Below are 19,461 nucleotides of genomic sequence, written 5' to 3' on the forward strand. Positions count from 1 at the left end.
CAGGACCGTCCACGGCATGGATGCCGTGGCCGAGCCTACAAGGACGTACTTGCGGCGTGTCCTGCGCAGCCCGGCCCATCGCCGCAGCAACTCATCAACGGAAGCGCAGCGCCTTTCACGACCAACCCTACAAAGAAGAAGAGCGCCGGACCCCGAAGGATCCAGCGCCCGGTGGGGCCGGCGGGGGAGAGAGGACCCGCCGGCCCCGTTCCTGCGGGGGAACGCCTTGCAACGAACTCAGTACTTCAGGTTCTGCGTCCAGTAGGTCTCGATCTGGCGCACCAGCGCGTCCGGCAGCGGCACGTAGTCCAGCTGCTTGGCCTGCGCATCGCCATTCTTGTAGACCCAGCGGAAGAACTCCTGCGTGGCCTTGGCGCCCGCCACATTCTTCGGCTGCTTGCGCACCAGTATGAAGTTGGTGGCAGTGATCGGCCATGCATCAGCGCCCGGGGCGTTGGTCATCACCAGGTAGAAGTCACGGGCGTTGGCCCAGTCGGCGCTGGCCGCAGCGGCCGAGAACGAGGCGTCCGACGGCTGCACGATCTTGCCGGCCGCATTCTTCATCGCCGCGTAGGACATCTTGTTCTGCAGCGCGTAGGACAGTTCGACGTAGCCGATGCCGCCCTTGATCTGCTTCACGTAGGCAGCAACGCCTTCGTTGCCCTTGCCGCCGATGCCGGCCGGCCACTGTACCGAAGTGCCTTCACCGACCTTGCTCTTCCACTCCGGGCTGACCTTGGACAGGTAGTTGACGAAGTTGAAGGTGGTGCCCGAGCCGTCCGAACGATGAACGATCGTGATCTTGCCGCTGGGCAGGGTCAGGCCACTGTTGAGGGCGGCGATGGCCGGGTCGTTCCAGGTGGTGATCTTGCCCAGGAAAATGTTGGCCAGGGTCGGGCCGTCCAGCTTCAGCGCGCCGGGGGCGACGCCAGCAACGTTGATCACCGGCACCACGCCACCGATCACCGACGGGAACTGGGCCAGGCCGGCGGCAGCCAGCTCTTCCGGCTTCAGCGGCGCGTCGGACGAACCGAAGTCCACGGTCGCTGCCTTGATCTGGGCGATACCACCGCCGGAACCGATCGACTGGTAGTTGACCTTCTTGCCGGTGGCCGTGCTGTAGTCGGCCGACCACTTGGACATCACCGGGTAGATGAACGAGGCGCCCGCGCCGGTGACATCGGCGGCGTTGGCGGCGAACACGGACGACGCGGCCAGAATGGCGACGGCGGCGCGCGACTTGAAGGCGTGGATCACGGGAGAGACTCCTGGGGTGGTCGAGGGGCGGCTGCCCGACGTTTCGGTGCACATTCCATAACGGTTCCATGACACGCCCGCGTCTGTCATATGACGCGAACGTGACAGCCGTCATGGCGGTGCCCAAGCCCGCCCTTCAGAGCCCGCGCAGCGCCTCCGGAACGGCATAGCGACCGTCGCGGGGCTGCAGTGTCCAGCGCTGTACGGGTGCCGTCGTGTCGGTGGCATGGCAGTCGTCACCGGCGGCGACGCTGATCGTATCGGTGCGTTTTTCGCGCACCACGATCGGCGCCAGGCCAGCGGCATTGGCACTGCCCATCTCCAGCGTGCGCTCGAAGCGGCTGAACTCGCCGGCGCACCGCGTATCCCATTCGCCGCGACTGCCGCTGACGGCCAGCGGGGCAAGCACCCGGCGCAGCTGCCGGCCCTCGCGTACGAACAACTGCAGTTCGGTCTGCGCGAACGGGTTGGGGCCTGAGCTGCCGTTGTAGTCCATGCGCACGCCGAACGCGCGGGTGGCCGGGTCCAGCTGCCAGCGTGCCGTGTCCAGGCGCAGGCCGGTAAAGCGCAGCGCATCACTGCTGACCGCATCGGCCACGCGGGTCCAGGCCAGCGGCTGGCCACTGGCGGTATCGATCAGCAACAGGTCCAGGTCGCCACCGCGCACGTCTTCCGAGGCGGGGGCGGTCCATTGCGCGACGGCCAGCAGGGTCGTGCCGGGCTGTGCGGGCCACGCGCGGCAGGCCGTGCTGTCCGCATCGGTGAAACGTGCCGTGACCGGCAGGGCGCCGGCCGGCAACTGCCGATACGCGGCCTCGCGCACGGCATCCGCATCGTCACAGGCGAACGCAGTGGCGGGCAGGGCAGCGAGCAGGACACCGCAAAGCAGGCGGCGCAGGCGGAGCGAAGAAGGCATCCCGAAGGTCCTTGTCGACAGGGCAGGGCATCATCGCGCGGCCACCGCCTGCCCACAACGACGAAGGCACGGCCTGGGCCGTGCCTTCGTTCGAACGCGTGCTTCCGGTATTACCAGAAGAACTGCGCGCGGGCTTCCAGGATGTTCGGATCGTCGTTGACGAAGCCGCGGGCGGTCGAGCTGTACTTCTTGCTGTCGACCATCACGTAGTTGAGCATCAGCTTGAAGTTCGAGCGCCAGTACCAGTTCGCGCCGACAGTCCAGATGTCCATCTTGCCGCCGAGCACGCCATCGACGATCGGCGGACGGCCGGCCACTGGATTGGCGGCGAGGTTGCCGTCGTTCAGATCCATGTGGTCATAGCGCACGCCCAGCTGCCACTGGCCGCCGGCCGGGTTGTTCGGCAGGCCGGTGCCCGGGGTGCCGCCCTTGTAGCTCCAGCTTTCGCCGGTGACATTCCACACGCCGCTGACGTAGTAGCCGTCGGTGGTGTAGTTGTCATGGGCGTAACGCTTGGCCTTGCTGGTGTAGTACTCGGCTTGGGCCTTGAACGGGCCCTGGAAGTACATCGCTTCGGCGCCGATGGTGCTGACGCGGTCGGTGTCGGTCATGTTGCCGCCATCGACCAGGCGCGCGGTGGCCAGGTCGGCGTTCGGGCGGGCACGCACGCGCAGGGTGTCTGCGTCGGTGTCGTAGTCGACGTAGCTCAGGCCGAAGTGCAGGACCTGGCCCTTCTCGTTGATCGGGGCCCAGGTGCCACGCGCGCCGTAGCCGCTGCCGTGGGCCAGGTTGCGGGTCAGTTCGCGGCCGAAGGCGCTGGCGGTGACCGACCAGTTGTCCTGGCCGTAGCTGTAGGCACCGCCCAGGCGACGGGCGACAGCGTAGGTGTTGGTGACCGCAGCCTTGGAGATGAAGTCGTTGTTCTTGGTGCTGGACAGTTCTTCCAGGCTGTTGGGCTGCTTGAACTGGCCGACCTGGATGAAGTGGTTGGCGTTGCCCAGCAGCTTGTACTTCACGTTGGTGTCGAGGAACTTGTCGGCCTTGGCGTCGTAGCCCACGACCCATTCCACGTTGCCCGGGCCCTTGCCCTTCAGCACCAGCTCGGCGCGACGCAGTTCGAATTCGCTGTTCTTGCCGTTGCCGGCGTCACCGCCGTTGAGGTCCACGACGTCATTGTCGTACCAGTTGCCGTCGGCCTGGACCAGGCCTTCGAAGGTGATTTCCGAACCGCCGATCACATCGATGGCGACTTCGGCGTGGGCGGCCGGCACGTACAGCGCAGCAGCCACGGCGATCGTCAGGAGCTGGTGATGCAGTTTCATGGAGAGGAGCCTTGCAGGCAGGTGGGAAGATGCGCGCAGGCTAAAACGTGAAGATTGCGTAAATGTGACAGTTCGCGCACGGCGGCGATCCGCCGCAGGCCCCGTCACGGCTGGGCCTGCCATTGAAACCGGTTACGTATGACGCGCGGATTGCGCCCCGGTTGCAGTAGATCCACGCCATGCGTGGATGGATTTTCCAGCCGATCCACGCCATGCGTGGATGGCGCCGTCACTCCGCGGGGGTCTTGTCCTTGAACCGGCACAGGTCGGCAATCACGCAGCCCGGACAATCCGGTTTGCGCGCTTTGCACACGTACCGACCGTGCAGGATCAGCCAGTGGTGCGCGTCGAGCAGGAACTCGGCGGGAATCGCTTTGACCAGTCGATCTTCGACTTCGCGCACGTTCTTTCCGGGCGCAAGTCCAGTGCGGTTGGCGACACGGAAGATGTGCGTGTCCACCGCCATCACCGGTTCGCCGAAGGCGGTGTTGAGCACCACGTTGGCGGTCTTGCGGCCGACACCGGGCAGGGCTTCCAGTGCGTCGCGATCGCGTGGCACTTCGCCATCGTGCTTCTCAAGAAGCAGCGCGCAGGTGGCGATCACGTTCTTCGCCTTGGCGTTGAACAGACCGATGGTGGCGATGTACTTCTTCAGTCCCTCTTCGCCCAGCGCGAGGATCTTCGCCGGCGTGTTGGCAACCGGGAACAGGCGTCGGGTGGCCTTGTTGACGCCGACGTCGGTGGCCTGTGCAGACAGCGCGACCGCCACCAGCAGTTCGAACGGCGAGCTGTATTCCAGCTCGGTCTTCGGATGCGGGTTGAGCTCGCGCAGGCGGGTGAACATTTCCACCACGTCGGCACGCGGCATCGTACCGCCGCGGCGCGCAGGTGCGCGCGCGGTCTTCTTCGCGGTCGCCATTACTGCTCCTTGCCGGCGGCGCGGGCCTTGGCCCGGGCGAGGATGGCGGCCGCGGCGGCAGGCAGGGCGGGTTTGACGTCCGGTGCCGGCGCGGGCGTCCGGCGCGCATCACGCTCGGCCTCGCGGCGGGCAAGGCGCACGGCGCGTGCGCGGAAACGTTCGCGCGCCGCCCATGCACGCTGCAGTTGCAACTGCATCTGGCACAGGCGGTCGGGCAGGTCCGGATGATCGGGCAGCAGCCGCTCATCGCCAGGCCGCACCACGTAGTCCATCAGTCCAGCCTGCAGCGCACCATCGGGATCGTCTGCCTGGACCCGGGCGAACAGCAGCACGGGGTTGGGTCGGGATGCCATGGCGTCAGCGGTTCTGGAAGGCGGGGGGGCGGCGCTGCAGGAAGGCGCTGGTGCCTTCGCGCATGTCCTCGGTGGCAAACAGCAGGCCGAACTGCGCACTTTCGTATTCCAGGCCGGCTTCCAGGCTGCATTCGCCGCCCACGTGTACCGCGTCGAGCAGGCCACGCAGCGCCAGCGGCGCCGACTGTGCCAGCTGCCGGGCCAGGGCCTGCACGCGGGCGTCGAGCTCGGCGGCGGGTACCACTTCGTTGACGATGCCCAGGGCCAGTGCGCGTGCGGCGTCGATCGGGGTGCCCAGCAGGCACAGTTCCAGCGTGGCGGCACGGCCACACAGGCGCAGCAGGCGCTGGCTGCCGCCGAAGCCGGGAATCAGGCCGAGATTGATCTCCGGCTGGCCGACTTTGGCCGAATCGGCGGCGATGCGCAGATGGCAGGCCATGGCCAGTTCCAGCCCGCCGCCCAGCGCAAATCCGTTCACCCGGGCGATCACCGGCTTGGGCATGCGTTCGATGCGGCGCATCAGGGCCTGGCCGAGCAGAGAGAAATCACGTCCCTGAACCGCGCTCAAGGTGTTCATTTCGGCGATGTCGGCCCCGGCCACGAACGCCTTGGGGCCAGCCCCGGTCAGCACCACCACCCGTACCGCCGGGTCGGCGGCGGCGTCGCCAAACGCCTCGGCCAGGGCCTGCAGGGTGGCGGCGTTGAGGGCGTTGAGCTTGTCCGGGCGTTGCACGGTAATGGTGCGGACGGCGCCATCATCGCTGACGTCGACCGGGTGGGGAGCGGGGGCCTCGACCACGGGAAACTCCTGGAACGTTAAAAAAAAGTGAGATTGAACTCTGTAAACGCAGACAGGTCATAGCCTGCGTGGTGAGTAGCGGTTACACGTTGTGGCCGTTATCCTAACCCGTCGCCTCAGGGCGGCGCAGAACGTCCCTGAGTTACCACCCCTGGAGAACTGTTTGATGAAGTTGCGTTCTATCGCGGTCGCCGTCGCGGCCCTGGCCCTGACGGGCAATGCCTTCGCCCAGGACATCGCGTCCGAGAAGGGCAAGCTGAGCTACTACTTCGGTTACGACTACGGCAACAACCTGGCGGAGCTGACCGGTCGCGGTGAGCAGCTGGACATCAACTCGGTGGTGAAGGGCCTGCAGGACGCCTACGCCAAGAAGCAGCCGGCCATTACCGCCGAGCAGCTGAAGCCGGCCGTTGAAGCGTTCCAGAAGCGCGAGCAGGGCCGTGCCCAGGCCGCCAAGGCCGAGTACGAAAAGGCTGCTGCCGAAAACAAGACCAAGAGCGATCAGTTCATGGCGCAGAACAAGGCAAAGGCGGGCGTGCAGACCCTGCCGAGCGGCGTTCAGTACCGTGTGATCGAAGCCGGCAAGGGTGCCAAGCCGACCCAGGCCAGCACCGTGCAGCTGGAAGTGGCCGGTCCGTTCCCGTACGGCCAGCGCCCGACCGAAGCCCGCCCGGCCCAGCAGATTCCGTCGATCAAGGTCAGCGAAGTCGAAATGAAGGCCATGCGTGAGACCCTGCTGCAGATGCCGGCAGGCTCGAAGTGGGAAGTCTCGCTGCCGCCGGATCAGGCCTACGGCGCCGACCCGCGCACCCCGTTCCCGCCGAACGTGGCTGTGCAGTTCGAGATCAAGCTGATCAGCGTCAAGTAAGAAGAAACAGCGTCAACATCAACGCGCCGGTGAACCCACCGGCGCGTTTTTGTTTCTGCACCACGCTGCAGCCGTGCGGGGCCCATCCCAAATTCAGCCCATTCGCGCTACTGTTGACCGGTGCAAATAATGGAAGAAACGGCGCGTGCTGTCGCAAGCCCCTGCATCAACGTCTGCAAGCTGGATCGCAACCGGCTCTGCGCCGGGTGCGGGCGGCATATCGACGAAATCGCACGGTGGTCGTCGATGAGCGACAGCGAACGCAGCCACATCCTGCAGCGTGTGCTGCCCCTGCGCCAACAGCTGCAGCAGTCGCTGCGAGGGTCGTTGGCCGATCATGAGCGGCTGCTGCGCGCGCTGCATCCGCTGGCCGAACCGCCGGCAGGTGACGGCTGGAACCGCAGTGAACTGGATGACCTGCTGCCTCCGGGCCCACCGGTCGAGGCGGCGGTGCTGGCTGGCATCGTGCCGCGCGCCAACGGTGCGCAGGTGATCCTGACCCGGCGTACCGAAACCCTGCGGCAACATGGTGGCCAGGTTGGCTTCCCCGGCGGCCGTACCGAGCCCGATGATCGCGATGCGCTGGCTGCCGCACTGCGCGAAAGCCAGGAAGAAATCGCGTTGGCGCCGACACAGGTGCAGGCACTGGGATATCTCGATCCGTTCGTGACCATCACCGGCTACCGGGTGACCCCGGTGGTGGCAGTGATCGATCCGGATTTCGTGGCGGTCCCGCAGCCCAGCGAAGTGGCCGAGGTGTTCGAAGTGCCGCTGGACTATCTGATGGCCGCCGACAACCTGCGCCAGGTAGAAATCAACCATCGCGGCCGCGTCCGCCATGTCCTTGAATATGGCTGGCCCGGCCAGCGCATCTGGGGCGCCACCGCGGCCATCCTGTACAACCTGCGTCGCCGCCTGGAGCAAGTGCAATGAAGCCGATCGACCCACCGTGGACCACCCTTGTCGATGTTGCGACCCTGGCTGCGGCCTTGGGCAATGGGGTACGCGTGGTCGATGCCCGCGCGACCGCCAGTACCGTGCGCGTGGTCGACGCGCGTGCATCGCTGGCCGACCCGCAGGCGGGCAACGGCCTCTACGCGCAGGGACACATTCCCGGCGCAGTGCATGCCGATCTCAACCGCGACCTGTCCGATCTGACGCGGGTGGGCCATGGCCGCCACCCGTTGCCCGACAGCGATGCGTTCGCCGCACGACTGGGGCAATGGGGCATCGGCACCGACACGCAGGTGGTGGTGTATGACGGCAGCGATGGCAGCATGGCCGCCGCGCGCCTGTGGTGGCTGCTGCGCCTGATCGGGCATGCGAACGTGGCCGTACTCGATGGCGGCATCGCCGCGTGGCAGGCCGCCGGCCAGCCGCTGGCGACCGGCAGCAGCGAGGTCACCGCGTTGCCCGCGTATCCGGGGCGCTTCGATGGCAGCCAGGTTGCCAGCGCGGACGAGATCGAATCACGCCTCAAGCATGCGCCGGGCTGGCTGGTCGATGCCCGCGCGGGCGAGCGGTTCCGCGGTGAGGTGGAGCCGCTGGACCCGGTCGCCGGCCATGTACCGGGCGCGGTCAATCGCCCGTTTGCGTTGAACGTGCTGGACGGCCGCCTGCGCGATGCACAGGAACTGCGTGCCGAACTGCAGGGCGTGATCGGCAACCAGGACCCGCAACGCGTGGTGCTGATGTGCGGTTCGGGCGTGACCGCCTGCCACCTGCTGCTGGCGATGGAAAGCGCGGGCCTGTCCGGCGCACGCATCTACGCGGACTCATGGAGTGGCTGGGTCAGCGACAGCAGCCGCCCGGTCGCCACCGGCGCCTGAGCAAAGCGGGTTGGTCGATTTGTCGTTCATCCACGCATGGCGTGGATCTACTGGCCACCGGTTCATCTCTGGGGCAGAGCCCCCTGAGTCAGGGGGCGGCCGCGAAGCGGCGGGGGTGTGGGAGCTGGTAAGTGGGGCCCGCGGTTCGCGCAGCGAAGCGTGGGAGCGACAGCGCGTATGCGATGGCGTGTACCCAGGGCGCAGCCCTGCCGACGCTTACTCCAACCCCTGCAACGACACCTTCGCCAGCACCCGCGCCCACGGGAACAACGGGCCCGGATCACGCTTGCGCGCCACGGTCACCGCCGGGTCATCACTGGCCGGCACCTGCTCCAGGTCCAACTGGTCATGTCCGGCAATCCGCCGCAGCGACGGGTAACGAGCCACCAGTGCCTGCAGCAGCTGTTCCAGCGCCAGCAGCTGCGCTTCGGTGTACGGCTCGTCCATAGCCTGGTGGCGGCTGTCGAGCCAGTGCGGGTAGCGCCCCGAATTGACCAGTTCGATGCCCACGGTATCGGCATTCATGCCGCGCACGTGGTGGGCGATGCGCTCCGGCGCCACGTACTGCACCACGCTGCCGTCGCGGTCGATGTAGAAATGCCCGCTGTTGCCTGCGCCGCTGTCGTACAGCACGCGCTCGCCGTACTCCCGGGCGGTCGCCAGGTCGGGCAGTTCGGTGCAGTGGATCACCACCATTGCCAGGCTGGATGGATCGCGCAGTGGCAGGCGGTCGTGGTAGGGCAACGGCTGCAGCTGCAGGCCGGGCAGGAGCGGTTTGGGCATGCGGCGATGCTAGCATTGCCGGATGAAACTGCCTTCCCTTCTGCTGTCGATCCGCTCCGTGGGAGCGCACGCATGAGCCGCGGTCACTGCATCCTGTCCCACGGCTTCGAGAGCGGCCCGGAGGCGACCAAGGTCACCGCGCTGGCCGAAGTCGCCGAGCGACTGGGCTGGACCCATGAGCGCCCCGATTACACCGACCTGGACGCGATGAGCCAGGTCAGCCGCGTTGGCGATGTGCGCACCCGTCTGCAACGCCTGATCGAGCGCACGGCCGCTGCCGCTGCGCAGGGGCCGGTGGTGCTGGCCGGCTCCAGCCTGGGCGCCTACATCTCTGCCATCGCCTCGCTGCAGGTGCCGGTGGCCGGCCTGTTCCTGATGGTGCCGCCCACCACCATGGGCCCGATGCCGGCGCTGGATGCCGCGCCGGTGCCGACCACGGTGGTGCAGGCCTGGCATGACGAGGTGGTGCCGGCCGCCGGAGTCATCGCCTGGGCGCAGGCGCGCTCGGCGCAGCTGCTGCTGGTGGACGATGGCCATCGCCTGGAGCACCACGTGGAAGCCTCTGCGCAGGCCTTCGAGCGCCTGCTGCGGCAGCTGTGAAGCCCGGGCGCACGGCGCGCCCGGCCGCATTGACTACAATGGCAGCCCCGCCGCCCCCGGCGCGGGCCTGCCGGCCGTGTCCACGGCCCTCCCTTCCGAATGGCCCGGCCCCCTGCCGTGCCTGACCACCTGCGAACCGATCCCGTGAAATTTTTTGTCTCCTGCGCCAAGGGCCTGGAATACCTGCTTGCCGATGAGCTGTCGGCCCTGGGCCTGGAAAAGGCCACTGCCACCATCGCCGGCGTCAACGCCGATGGCGAACTGGAGCAGGCGCTGCGGATCGTGATGTGGTCGCGGCTGGCCAGCCGCGTGCTGTGGCCGATCGACGAATTCGAATGCCCGGACGAGCAGGCGCTGTACGACGGCGTGCGTGCGCTGCCGTGGCACGAACACATCAAGCCGGAGATGACCCTGGCGGTGGACGCGCATGTGTCCGGCGACAAGATCACCCATGCCCGTTTCGCCGCGCAGCGGATCAAGGACGCCATCGTCGACCGCATGCGTGACGAAGGGCTGGAGCGCCCTTCGGTCAACACCGACCTGCCGGACGTGCGCGTCAACCTGTCGCTGCGCAAGGGCCGCGCCTCGCTGTCGATCGACCTCGGCGGCGGCCCGCTGCATCGCCGCGGCTGGCGCGGTGCGGCGCATGACGCGCCGTTGAAGGAAAACCTGGCTGCCGCGCTGCTGATGCGCGCGCAGTGGCCGCGCCTGCACGCTGCCGGTGGCGGCCTGCTGGACCCGATGTGCGGCAGCGGCACCCTGCTGATCGAAGGCGCGCTGATGGCGGCCGATGTCGCCCCCGGCCTGATGCGCCATGGCAGCCTGCCGCCGAGCCGCTGGCTGGGCTTCGACAAGGCCGCCTGGAAAACCATCCAGAGCGAAGCGCGTGATCGCGAAGCGGCCGGCCTTGCCGCGCTGAAGCCGGTCATCCACGGCAGCGACATCGACCCGGTGGCGATCCAGGCCGCGCGCGAGAACGCCGAAGTTGCCGGCGTCGCCCATGCAATCCGCTTCACCCGCGCCGATGTGGCTGACCTGCCCACCCCGGAGCAGGAGATCGGCGCGGTGGTCTGCAACCCGCCGTATGACGAGCGCCTGGCCGCCGATCCGGCGCTGTACCGCAAGCTGGGCAATGCCCTGCAGAAGGCCGTGCCGCAGTGGCGCGCCAGCCTGCTGTGCGGCAATGACGAACTGGCCTTCGCCACCGGCCTGCGTGCGGGCAAGAAATACCAGATGTTCAATGGTGCGCTGGAATGCGCACTGATCGTCTGCGATCCGATCGCGGTGCCGGGCCGCGACCCGGCACAGGTGCGCGAGCTGAGCGAAGGCGCGCAGATGGTGGCCAACCGCCTGCGCAAGAACCTGAAGAAGTTCAAGAGCTGGCGCGCGCGCGAAGGCATCACCTGTTTCCGTGCCTACGATGCCGATCTGCCGGAATACGCAGCGGCCATCGACGTGTACGAGGAAGATGGCGGCCAGCGCCGCACGTTCCTGCATGTGCAGGAATACGCTGCACCCGCTGCGATTCCCGAGAACGACGTGCGCCGCCGCCGCAATGAACTGCTGGCCGCTGCGCGCGAGGTGTTCGGCGTGCCGCCGGAACAGGTATCGATGAAATCGCGTGAACGTGGCAAGGGCGGCAGCAAGTACGGCCGTTTCGAGCAGCGCGATGAGTTCCTCGTGGTACGCGAGAACAACGCGCTGCTGCAGGTGAACCTGTTCGACTATCTCGATACCGGTCTGTTCCTCGACCATCGCCCGCTGCGCCGGCTGATGGCCGAGCAGGCGCGCGGCAAGCGCTTCCTCAACCTGTTCTGCTACACCGGCGTGGCCAGCGTGCAGGCGGCGGTGGCCGGTGCGGCCAGCACCACCAGCGTCGACCTGTCGGCCACCTACCTGCAGTGGTGCTACGACAACCTGGCCTTGAACGGGCAGGGCGGCAATCAGCACCTGCTGGTGCAGGCCGATGCGATGGCATGGCTGGAAGGTGATCGCGGCCAGTACGACGTGATCTTCTGCGACCCGCCGACGTTCTCCAACTCGGCCCGCGCCGAGGACTTCGACGTACAGCGCGAGCAGGTGAAGATGCTGCGTGCGGCCGTCGCGCGACTGGCGCCGGGTGGCGTGCTGTACTTCTCCAACAACTTCCGCCGCTTCAAGCTGGAAGAGAACGCCATCGCCGAATTCGCCCAGTGCCGCGAGATCAGCGCCAGCACCATCGGCCCGGATTTCGAGCGCAACGCGCGCATCCATCGTGCGTGGGAGCTGAAGCGCCTGGCGTGACGCGTCGCCGGGCATGGCCCGGCGCTACCCACGTGCGCGCAGAACGGTAGCGCCGGGCCATGCCCGGCGAGCGTGGGTCCGGTAGATCCACGCCATGCGTGGATGCGGTCCACCGCACGGGTTACAACAGCGCCACCACCAGCCCGATCACCGGCAACGCGATCGCCAGCGGCGCGATCCATTTCGGCCGGTACGGGTACAGCGCGAACGCCAGCACGATTCCACCCAGGGTGAGCGCGCCGAGCCACAGCACCGGGCCCATCGCCCAGCCGTGGTCGACCACGCACAGTGCGAAAGCCACCGTCAGCAGTACCCAGCCCAGCACCCGCCATTGCGTGCGCCGTGCCGGTGATGCCGCGGATTTGCCGTGCAGTTCCTGCTGGTGCTTTTCCATCGCCAGCGACAGCGCGGTGAACGCTGTGAACGACAACCCCAGTACCAGCAGCATCATGCGCTGGCCTCCGCTTCCACTGCATCGGCCGGTGCCTTCGTCGCTGCAGCGGCCGCCGCGCGTTTCTTCTTCTCGGCGGCAGTCAGCGGCGGCGTCCAGCGCTGCATGCGCCAGCCGCACAGGGCCAGCATGACGCCGAAGGCGATCATCGACAGGTCGAAACCGGCCAATGCCCAGTCACCGTTGAACAAGGTGACGCCCAGGTGCGCGTGGGTGGTCAGCGCGTTCACTACCGGAATCAGCGCGAACGCGGCCGCGCCGATGTACAGCTGCCACGCCCACATCATCCGCTTGGGCCAGATGAAGGCTGCCAGCAGCGAGGCGCCCCACGCGTAGAAGAACACGTTCGCTTCGGCGTTGGAGCGCTCGGCCAGGCCCAGCGGCAGCAGCCGGTTGCCCCAGAAATAGGCGGCAAAGGCGATCGGCAGACCGGCCACGGCGCCGATGTTCAGTGCATCGACCAGGCGCAGGCCGAAGCCGGTGCGACCGCTCTTGGCATGCTTCGGCCGCTCCTTCACCGCCCACAGCACCACGCCGCTGGCCACCATCAGGCAGCCGGTCAGGCCGGACAGGAAGAACAACGCGCGCAGGCCCCAATCGGCAAAGCGGGCCAGGTGCAGGCCATACAGCACGCCACGGGTGGCGGTGGCGCCACCGGAAGGCGGCGTTTCCTGCAGCAGCGCGCCAGTGACCATGTCATAGCGCAGCGCCGGGGTATCGATGGACAGGCGTTTGCCATCGCGCTGGCGGATGTCGATCACCGCATTGGCGGCACCGGGATTGGCAACGCTGAAACCGGCGACCTCGGTGCCGTGCCAATGCGTGCGGGCACTGTCCAGCAGCTGCCGCAGCGGCAGGGGGGCTGCCTTGCCTTCGGCGGGCGCGGTGACCTCGGGCAGGCCACCAAAGGCCTCCGCGTAGAACGCATCCTGGTCGGTGCCGTAGGCCACGTTCACTCCCCACGGCAGGTACATGATCATCAACGTGACGATGCCGGTGTAGGTGATCATCGCGTGGTAAGGCAGGGCCATCACCGCGCTGACGTTGTGGAAGTCCAGCCAGGAGCGGAGGCCCTTGTCCTTCCGGAAGGTGAAGAAGTCCTTGAAGATCTTCTTGTGGGTGATCACGCCGGTGATGATGGCCACCAGCATGAACATCGCGCAGAAGCCCACCAGATAGCGCGCCCACAGCACGGGAATGTAGTGCAGGTCGAAATGCAGGCGGTAGAAGAAGTCGCCGCCACGTGTCTCGCGGGCCTTCAGCTCGGTGCCGGTGTTCGGGTCCAGGGTGGCATCACCGAAGGCGCCGCGTCGGCCCTTGCTGGGGTCGGCCAGCTCGGCCGGCAACCGCCAGAACATCTGCATGGCCGGATTGCGTGGCTGCGGCAGGGTGACGAACCAGCTCTCGGCCTGTGGTGCGTTGGCCAGCAGGTAGTCGGCCGCGCGCTGCGCCGCTTCGTCGGTGCTTACCGTGCTGCGCGGCAGCTCCGGGCGCATCCAGCGGCTGATTTCCTCGCGGTAGTAGCTGGCGGTGCCGGCCATGAAGATCAGCAGCAGCAGCCAGCCGACCAGCAGGCCGGTCCAGGTATGCAGCCAGGCCATGGATTGGCGGAATCCATTCTTCATGCCCACGCTCCCAGCAGGCGCGAAATGCCGGCCAACAGCAGGGTGGGGGCGAGAATGCCGACCCAGGCACGCAGCGCACTGCGCGTGGCGAACGCCCACAGCGCGGCGCAGGCGGCGACCAGGATCGCCAGCAACATGCCGGTCAGCACGGCCTGGCCGCGCGCGCCCGGCAGCGCCAGCGCACAGAACACCGTGGTCATCGAGGCAAGCGCGTAGCCGCCGAAGATGGCGGCAAGGGATCGGGACAGCACGCCCCATCGCGGGTTGGCGAAGAAGGTGCTGAGGCGGGGGCTGGCGGTTGCGGGCGAGCGGTCCACGGCGGTCCTGCAGGTTGAATGAAGAGAAGGCCGGCGCACCGAAGCACGCCGGGGTTGGCCATCCGTGGCCGGGTGCCGGTCGCAGAACCGGCACCATCCATCAGGTCATCAGAGTTTCCAGCGCAGCGTCACGCTGACGTTGCGGGGTTCGCCCCAGTACACGCCCTGGTAGAAGCCGACGTTGTTGTAGTACTTCTTGTCCAGCAGGTTGCTGATGTTGAGCTGGGCGCTGAAGTTCTCGTTGAAGCGGTAGCCACCGGCCAGGTTCAGCAGGTAGAACGCGTCCTGGGTGATGCGCGCACTTTCGGTGCGGCCGGTGGTCAGGTAGTCGGCCGTCGGCTTGGTGCTGTTGTTCCAGATGCGGCTCTGCCAGGTCACGCCACCGCCCAGCCAGAAGCGGCCTTCGATGCCGCCCGGCCGCCAGCTGGTGTTGAGGCGGAGGGTTTCCTGCGGGGTGGTGGTCCGTTGCAGCACACCCGCGGCGTTGCGGATCCGGGTACGGGCGAAACCGGCCGAGATGTTCCACTGCTCGCCGATGCTGCCCTGGGTTTCCAGTTCCCAACCCTTCACCTTGTTGCCCTTGCCGGTCGAGCGATAGGCCTGGCCGCCATCGGGCAGCGAGTTCAGCGGCACCGAATCATCGATCTCGGCCACGTTGTCCTGCTTGCCTTCAAACACGGCGGCCGAGGCGTTCAGCAGGCCACCGAAGAATTCAGCCTTGACGCCCGCCTCGTACATGTCGCCGACCACCGGCTCAAGGTAGTTGCCGTTGCGGTCGCGGTAGTTCTGCGGCTTGAAGATGTCGGTGTAGCTGACATAACCGCTGAACATCGAATTGAAGTCGTAGACCAGGCCGGCATACGGGGTCAGCGTGTCGTCGGGCTTGTAGCCGGTGCGGGTGGTGCGGTTGCGGTTGCCGTTGGTGTCGTAGCCGTAGCCCCACTGGCGGGTTTCCCAGCTGCCATAGCGGGCGCCGACCACGGCCAGCAGCGGGTCGGCCAGGCGCAGGCGCGCGGCGATGTAGGCGGCGCGCTGGCGCAGCTCGTTTTCCGAGGAAAGACGGCCGTAGCGTGTCACCGGCAGGACCGGCACCTTGCCGGTCCAGTTGCGCCAGTCGGGAACCTGCATGTAGCCCGGTGCGCTGGTGTCGAAGCTGGTCGCTTCGGATTCGCCCTTGCGCACGGACTGGCCCAGCCCGAACACCAGTTCATGCTCGCGGCCGAACAGCTGGAACGGGCCGCCGACGTTGACGTCGAACACGTCCATCGTGCTGTGTTCGTTGAAGTGCGAGACGTAGGCGGTGACGCCGGTGCCGTCCGCGCGCGGGTAGCCGGCTGCGCCGTACCAGACGCTGCCATCGGTATCACGCACGGCATGGCTGACGTTGCCCTTCAGCGACCAGCCGCTGCCCAGCTGCTGTTCGAGGCGGGCGAAGGTGGTCTTTTCAATGATCGGCCATTCGCTCCACGACGCCGACAGATTGGTCGAGCGCGGCAGGTTGGCCGGGTTGCCGTCAGCACCCCAGTAAGGCACCACGCCCCAGGTCACGCCCGTGGTGTGCGGTGACTGGTATTCGTAGCCCAGCTCGAACAGGGTGCTGTCGGTCAGGTCGGCCTGGACGATGCCGTAGAACACGTCCTTGTCGAGCTTGTAGACATCGCGGAACGAATCGCTCTGCTGCTTGGCCGCGACCACGCGTGCGCGGATGCGCCCGTCCCACGCCACGGGACCGCCCAGGTCGGCTTCCAGGCGCTGGTTGCCCCAGCGCCCCACGGTCAGGTTGCTGCTCATCTGGAAGGTGTCGGTGGGGCGCTTGCGCACCATGCTGATGGTGCCGGACGGATCACCGGCGCCCGTGGTCAGGCCGGTGGCGCCGCGGATCACTTCGATGCGTTCGTAGATGACGTTGTCGGTGTTGGTCTTGATCGACCCACCGAAGGTGTTGAGCATCCCGTCGATCTGGAAGTTCTCGATCGTGTAGCCACGCGAAACATAGCTGATGCGCTCGCTGTCGGTGACCGACACGCTGACCCCGGTGACCTGGCCCATCACGTCGGACAACGAGAACAGCCCCATGTCATCCAGCCGTTGCCGGGTGATGACGGTGACCGACTGCGGCGTCTCGCGCAGCGACAGATCCAGCTTGGTCGCGCTGCGGGTGTTCTTCACCGTGTAGCCGTTTGCGATCTCGCCGTCAGCGGTCACCTTCACCGTGTCCAGCGTGCGCGCATCGGCAGCGAGCGGTGCATCGGCGTGGGCCAGCGGAGCGATCATCACAGCGGTCAGGGCCAGGGCCAGCAGGGTTGGGCGGGGAGTATTCAGGGGAGAAGCCATCGGTGCGATTCCATGCAGGACAAAAAACAGGCGATGGCAAACGCACCCATGGCAGCCATGCGCTCCGCGCACGTCACCCAGCGTGATTCCCATCGACGGTGCGCCACCTGCGGCAGGCAGGCGACCCAGTGGTCGGGGGATGTACACGGGCGAAGGGGCGGGTGGGCGCGTGCTTCCGTGCCCCGCTTGGCTAAGCGTACAACCGATCAGTAAATGATAGGCATTCGCATTTCGTTAAGCAAGTGTGACGGCCTCATTCGTCCCCGAACATGTGGATCCAGGCAGATCGAGGGGAAACGGTCGAAGGCGGGGCGCTGTGGGTTTGCGGGGTGTGAGCCGCATGGATGCGGCGACCAAGCCCCAAGGATGGGTTCACGGCGGCCCCGCAAACCCACAGCGCCCTGCCATCCCGCAGGAAACCAGCTGTGGCTGTTGCTCTGGCTCCGGCCTCTGCGGGTGCCGGGCGCAGCCCGGCCGGGAACCCCCCTCAGAACCGGAACAGCACCGTAGCCGCATGCAGCAGCAGCCCGATCAGCCCACCCACCAGGGTGCCGTTGAAGCGGATGAACTGCAGGTCGCGGCCCACGCTCAGTTCCAGCTGCTCGACCAGATGACGCTCGTCCCAGCTCTTCACCGTCTGCGCGATATGGGTGGTGACGCCCTCGCGCAGGCGCCCGGTGAGCCGCTGCGCGCCTTCCAGCAGGTGCTGGTTCAATGCCTCGCGCAACGCCGGGTCCGATTGCAGGCTGTCACCCAGCGAGGCCAGGCTGCGCTGCAGATGGCCGACCAGTGCCGAATCCTCGCGCTGCAGATCGCCGCGCAGGCTGGCATGGATGCGCGACCACAGGCCCTGCACGTAGTCCTGCAGGGCAGGGTGGTCGATCATTTCCTGCTTGAGCTGTTCGATGCGCTCGGCCAGTGCCGGGTCTTCGCGCAGGCGCTGCACGTAGTTGCCCAGCCATTGTTCGTAGTCCTGGCGCAGCGGGTGCTGCGGCTCGGCCAGCACCTGCTGCAGCTCCTCAAGCACCGCGCGCGCCAGGCGTTCGGCAAGGCTGTCGCCGATCTCATCGATCGGCTTGACCCAGTTCACCGTGCTCGACAGCGTCGGCCATTCGCGCTGGATGTAGCGCACGATCAGCTGCGAGGCGCGTTCCTTCACTTCCGGCTGCTCCAGCCAACGCCCCAGCCGTTGCAGGCCTTCGTCCAGCACCCGCTGGTGGCGCCCATCGGCGGTCAGCAGGCCCAGCAGTTCGCCGGCGGTGGCCGCGGCGTTCCACTGCCGCAGCTGCTGCACCACGAAGCTGTGCAGCTGCCGCCGCACCGCCGCTTCATCGAAGAAATCCAGCGCTTGCAATGCCCAGCCACGGGCCATGTCGGCCAGCATCCGTGAACGCGCGGGATCGGCCAGCCAGCTGCCGAGGCGGCTGGCTGGATCGAATACCTGCAGCTTGGCCAGCAGCACCGTCGGTTCCAGGAACTGGTCACGCACGAACAGGGCCAGGCTGTCGCCGATGCGTTCCTTGCTGCGCGGAATGATCGCCGTATGCGGAATCGGCAGGCCCATCGGCCGCCGGAACAGGGCAACCACCGCGAACCAGTCGGCGAGCGCGCCAACCGCGGCGGCCTCGCAGAAGGCCGAGACCCAGGCCCAGATGCCACGCTCGCCCTGCCAGTGGCTGATCGCAAAACCGGCCAGCATCAGCAGCAGCAGGCCAAGGGCGAGGGTTTTCAGGCGCCGCAGCTGGGCGCGGCGCGGATCGATGGCAGACGTCATGCCCGAAGTCTACCCGCAGGCCGGTGAGTACCCGGTAGTGCCGGCCGCTGGCCGGCAACCCATGGACGTTGGAAGCACCTTGCAGCTGCCGGCCAGCGGCCGGCACTACCGGGGGATGCTCAGAGCGTTTCCAGCTGCCTGCGCAGATGGGCCAGCTGCGCGCGCAGGGTGTCGTTCTCGCGGGTCAGGGCAACCACGCGGCGGCGCAGCGCCGGGGCATCCTCGCCAAGCTGCTCCAGCGCGGCCAGCACCTCGGCATCGCGGCTGGCGATCTCATCCTCGTTGGCCTCTTCGAAGTCCATTTCCGCCGACTCCGGTTCAGGCTTCGGCGCACGCGGCTTGCGCTTGGACTCACGCACGCGCTTTGCAGCCTGCTTCAGTTCATCCTTGCCACCGGCAGCCGCCGCGCGCTGCTCTTCTTCCGGCAGGTCGGCCACGGCGGCGGCGGCGCTGATCGAGATCATGCCGGCCTTCACCGCTTCCACCACCTCGGCCGCGGCCTGGGCGTGGATGCGCTCGATCATGCCCACCTGGCTGGTGCTCAGCTTGGCTTCGCGAGCCAGTTCGGCGCGGCTGATCTTCGGCGCCGGTTCCCACGGTGGGCTGTCTTCGCCGGTCTCGTCGGCAGGCTCGGCGGTGCCGTCGCTTTCGCGCTGCAGCTGCGCCTGTTCGACCTGCTTGCGCGCGGACAGGATGTCGCGCTTGCGCAGGGCCAGCACGCCGCGCTGGAAATCGGAAACGCTGCGCCGGCCCAGGTGCTGCTCGATCATCCACAGGTGCACGTCTTCCATGCTCTGGAAGCGGGTGTTCTGCACGGTGTTGAACGGCAGTCCATGCTTCTGGCAGATGCCGAAGCGGTTGTGTCCATCCACCAGCACGTCGCCCCACAGTACCAGCGCATCGCGGCAGCCTTCGGCGAGGATGCTGCGCTCCAGCGCCTCGTGTTCGTCGGCGGTGAGCGGGTCGATGTAGGCCTTGAGTTCTTCTTTGACGACGATGTTCATGGGCACGGCAACAGGCAGGAGCGGAAC

18 protein-coding genes are annotated in these 19,461 nt (G+C 67.2%); 5 read left to right on the plus strand and 13 right to left on the minus strand.

The window, feature by feature from the left end; translation table 11 throughout:
• Positions 1 to 237: 237 nt before the first annotated feature.
• The 6 genes from pstS to LC407_RS03270 all read right to left on the minus strand — a co-directional run bounded on the left by pstS (position 238) and on the right by LC407_RS03270 (position 5,566).
• A complete protein-coding gene (pstS, locus tag LC407_RS03245; protein ID WP_025875374.1) occupies positions 238 to 1,257 on the minus strand; it encodes a phosphate ABC transporter substrate-binding protein PstS in 1,020 nt (339 codons plus the stop codon).
• A gap of 136 nt (positions 1,258 to 1,393) precedes the next feature.
• Entirely contained in the window at positions 1,394 to 2,173 is a 780-nt protein-coding gene (locus tag LC407_RS03250) for a hypothetical protein (protein ID WP_223482190.1), read from the minus strand.
• Positions 2,174 to 2,283: 110 nt separating this feature from the next.
• Positions 2,284 to 3,495 carry an OprO/OprP family phosphate-selective porin gene (locus LC407_RS03255; RefSeq protein WP_025875370.1) on the minus strand — a complete coding sequence of 404 codons (1,212 nt, stop codon included), beginning with the start codon at positions 3,493 to 3,495 and terminating at the stop codon, positions 2,284 to 2,286.
• A 229-nt stretch (positions 3,496 to 3,724) separates the two neighbouring features.
• Positions 3,725 to 4,414 (minus strand): endonuclease III, encoded by a 690-nt coding sequence (gene nth, locus LC407_RS03260; RefSeq protein WP_032975653.1) that lies wholly within the window; start codon positions 4,412 to 4,414, stop codon positions 3,725 to 3,727.
• Complete coding sequence (locus tag LC407_RS03265) at positions 4,414 to 4,767, minus strand: hypothetical protein (protein WP_033830735.1); 354 nt, start codon at positions 4,765 to 4,767, stop codon at positions 4,414 to 4,416. Before LC407_RS03265 ends, nth begins: the two co-directional genes overlap by 1 nt.
• Positions 4,768 to 4,771: 4 nt before the next feature.
• Positions 4,772 to 5,566 (minus strand): enoyl-CoA hydratase-related protein, encoded by a 795-nt coding sequence (locus LC407_RS03270; RefSeq protein WP_025875367.1) that lies wholly within the window; start codon positions 5,564 to 5,566, stop codon positions 4,772 to 4,774.
• Positions 5,567 to 5,732: 166 nt separating this feature from the next.
• On the opposite strand from LC407_RS03270, the gene LC407_RS03275 reads away from it, so the two are divergent.
• From LC407_RS03275 to LC407_RS03285, 3 genes are all read left to right on the plus strand, one after another.
• Positions 5,733 to 6,434: an FKBP-type peptidyl-prolyl cis-trans isomerase N-terminal domain-containing protein gene (locus LC407_RS03275; RefSeq protein ID WP_025875366.1), complete on the plus strand. Its 702-nt coding sequence runs from the start codon at positions 5,733 to 5,735 to the stop codon at positions 6,432 to 6,434.
• 129 nt (positions 6,435 to 6,563) lie between these two features.
• On the plus strand, positions 6,564 to 7,367 hold the full coding sequence (locus tag LC407_RS03280) for a CoA pyrophosphatase (protein WP_025875365.1): 804 nt from the start codon (positions 6,564 to 6,566) through the stop codon (positions 7,365 to 7,367).
• Complete coding sequence (locus LC407_RS03285; protein WP_223482191.1) at positions 7,364 to 8,263, plus strand: sulfurtransferase; 900 nt, start codon at positions 7,364 to 7,366, stop codon at positions 8,261 to 8,263. Before LC407_RS03280 ends, LC407_RS03285 begins: the two co-directional genes overlap by 4 nt.
• A gap of 216 nt (positions 8,264 to 8,479) precedes the next feature.
• Here the strand turns inward: LC407_RS03285 and LC407_RS03290 are convergent, their stop codons facing one another.
• Complete coding sequence (locus tag LC407_RS03290) at positions 8,480 to 9,046, minus strand: N-acetylmuramoyl-L-alanine amidase (protein ID WP_223482192.1); 567 nt, start codon at positions 9,044 to 9,046, stop codon at positions 8,480 to 8,482.
• A gap of 72 nt (positions 9,047 to 9,118) precedes the next feature.
• On the opposite strand from LC407_RS03290, the gene LC407_RS03295 reads away from it, so the two are divergent.
• Both LC407_RS03295 and rlmKL read left to right on the plus strand, forming a co-directional pair.
• Positions 9,119 to 9,646 (plus strand): alpha/beta hydrolase, encoded by a 528-nt coding sequence (locus LC407_RS03295; RefSeq protein WP_025875362.1) that lies wholly within the window; start codon positions 9,119 to 9,121, stop codon positions 9,644 to 9,646.
• A 144-nt stretch (positions 9,647 to 9,790) separates the two neighbouring features.
• Entirely contained in the window at positions 9,791 to 11,929 is a 2,139-nt protein-coding gene (gene rlmKL, locus LC407_RS03300; RefSeq protein ID WP_080149528.1) for a bifunctional 23S rRNA (guanine(2069)-N(7))-methyltransferase RlmK/23S rRNA (guanine(2445)-N(2))-methyltransferase RlmL, read from the plus strand.
• 121 nt (positions 11,930 to 12,050) lie between these two features.
• On the opposite strand, the gene LC407_RS03305 is transcribed toward rlmKL, so the two are convergent.
• The 6 genes from LC407_RS03305 to LC407_RS03330 all read right to left on the minus strand — a co-directional run bounded on the left by LC407_RS03305 (position 12,051) and on the right by LC407_RS03330 (position 19,434).
• Positions 12,051 to 12,380: a DUF3325 domain-containing protein gene (locus tag LC407_RS03305; RefSeq protein WP_032975662.1), complete on the minus strand. Its 330-nt coding sequence runs from the start codon at positions 12,378 to 12,380 to the stop codon at positions 12,051 to 12,053.
• Complete coding sequence (locus LC407_RS03310; protein ID WP_032975663.1) at positions 12,377 to 14,005, minus strand: PepSY-associated TM helix domain-containing protein; 1,629 nt, start codon at positions 14,003 to 14,005, stop codon at positions 12,377 to 12,379. Before LC407_RS03310 ends, LC407_RS03305 begins: the two co-directional genes overlap by 4 nt.
• Complete coding sequence (locus tag LC407_RS03315) at positions 14,002 to 14,322, minus strand: DUF3649 domain-containing protein (RefSeq protein WP_032975664.1); 321 nt, start codon at positions 14,320 to 14,322, stop codon at positions 14,002 to 14,004. Before LC407_RS03315 ends, LC407_RS03310 begins: the two co-directional genes overlap by 4 nt.
• A 108-nt stretch (positions 14,323 to 14,430) precedes the next feature.
• Complete coding sequence (locus tag LC407_RS03320; protein WP_223482193.1) at positions 14,431 to 16,656, minus strand: TonB-dependent siderophore receptor; 2,226 nt, start codon at positions 16,654 to 16,656, stop codon at positions 14,431 to 14,433.
• Between the two features lie 487 nt (positions 16,657 to 17,143).
• Positions 17,144 to 18,430, minus strand: a complete 1,287-nt coding sequence (locus LC407_RS03325; protein WP_099783449.1) for a DUF445 family protein — start codon at positions 18,428 to 18,430, stop codon at positions 17,144 to 17,146.
• Positions 18,431 to 18,549: 119 nt separating this feature from the next.
• Positions 18,550 to 19,434, minus strand: coding sequence for a plasmid replication/partition related protein (locus LC407_RS03330; RefSeq protein WP_154879779.1), 885 nt, complete (start codon positions 19,432 to 19,434; stop codon positions 18,550 to 18,552).
• Positions 19,435 to 19,461 lie beyond the last annotated feature (27 nt).

This window comes from Stenotrophomonas sp. OVS01A (assembly GCF_019969775.1).
Lineage (GTDB): Bacteria > Pseudomonadota > Gammaproteobacteria > Xanthomonadales > Xanthomonadaceae > Stenotrophomonas > Stenotrophomonas indicatrix.

Coding starts and splice junctions, on each gene's coding strand:
- LC407_RS03285 (WP_223482191.1), top strand. CDS start 7,364: ATGAAGCCGATCGACCCACCGTGGACCACCCTTGTCGATGTTGCGACC.
- LC407_RS03320 (WP_223482193.1), bottom strand. CDS start 16,656: ATGGCTTCTCCCCTGAATACTCCCCGCCCAACCCTGCTGGCCCTGGCC.
- LC407_RS03265 (WP_033830735.1), bottom strand. CDS start 4,767: ATGGCATCCCGACCCAACCCCGTGCTGCTGTTCGCCCGGGTCCAGGCA.
- LC407_RS03305 (WP_032975662.1), bottom strand. CDS start 12,380: ATGATGCTGCTGGTACTGGGGTTGTCGTTCACAGCGTTCACCGCGCTG.
- LC407_RS03295 (WP_025875362.1), top strand. CDS start 9,119: ATGAGCCGCGGTCACTGCATCCTGTCCCACGGCTTCGAGAGCGGCCCG.
- LC407_RS03325 (WP_099783449.1), bottom strand. CDS start 18,430: ATGACGTCTGCCATCGATCCGCGCCGCGCCCAGCTGCGGCGCCTGAAA.
- nth (WP_032975653.1), bottom strand. CDS start 4,414: ATGGCGACCGCGAAGAAGACCGCGCGCGCACCTGCGCGCCGCGGCGGT.
- LC407_RS03250 (WP_223482190.1), bottom strand. CDS start 2,173: ATGCCTTCTTCGCTCCGCCTGCGCCGCCTGCTTTGCGGTGTCCTGCTC.
- LC407_RS03310 (WP_032975663.1), bottom strand. CDS start 14,005: ATGAAGAATGGATTCCGCCAATCCATGGCCTGGCTGCATACCTGGACC.
- LC407_RS03330 (WP_154879779.1), bottom strand. CDS start 19,434: ATGAACATCGTCGTCAAAGAAGAACTCAAGGCCTACATCGACCCGCTC.
- LC407_RS03280 (WP_025875365.1), top strand. CDS start 6,564: ATGGAAGAAACGGCGCGTGCTGTCGCAAGCCCCTGCATCAACGTCTGC.
- LC407_RS03275 (WP_025875366.1), top strand. CDS start 5,733: ATGAAGTTGCGTTCTATCGCGGTCGCCGTCGCGGCCCTGGCCCTGACG.
- LC407_RS03255 (WP_025875370.1), bottom strand. CDS start 3,495: ATGAAACTGCATCACCAGCTCCTGACGATCGCCGTGGCTGCTGCGCTG.
- LC407_RS03290 (WP_223482192.1), bottom strand. CDS start 9,046: ATGCCCAAACCGCTCCTGCCCGGCCTGCAGCTGCAGCCGTTGCCCTAC.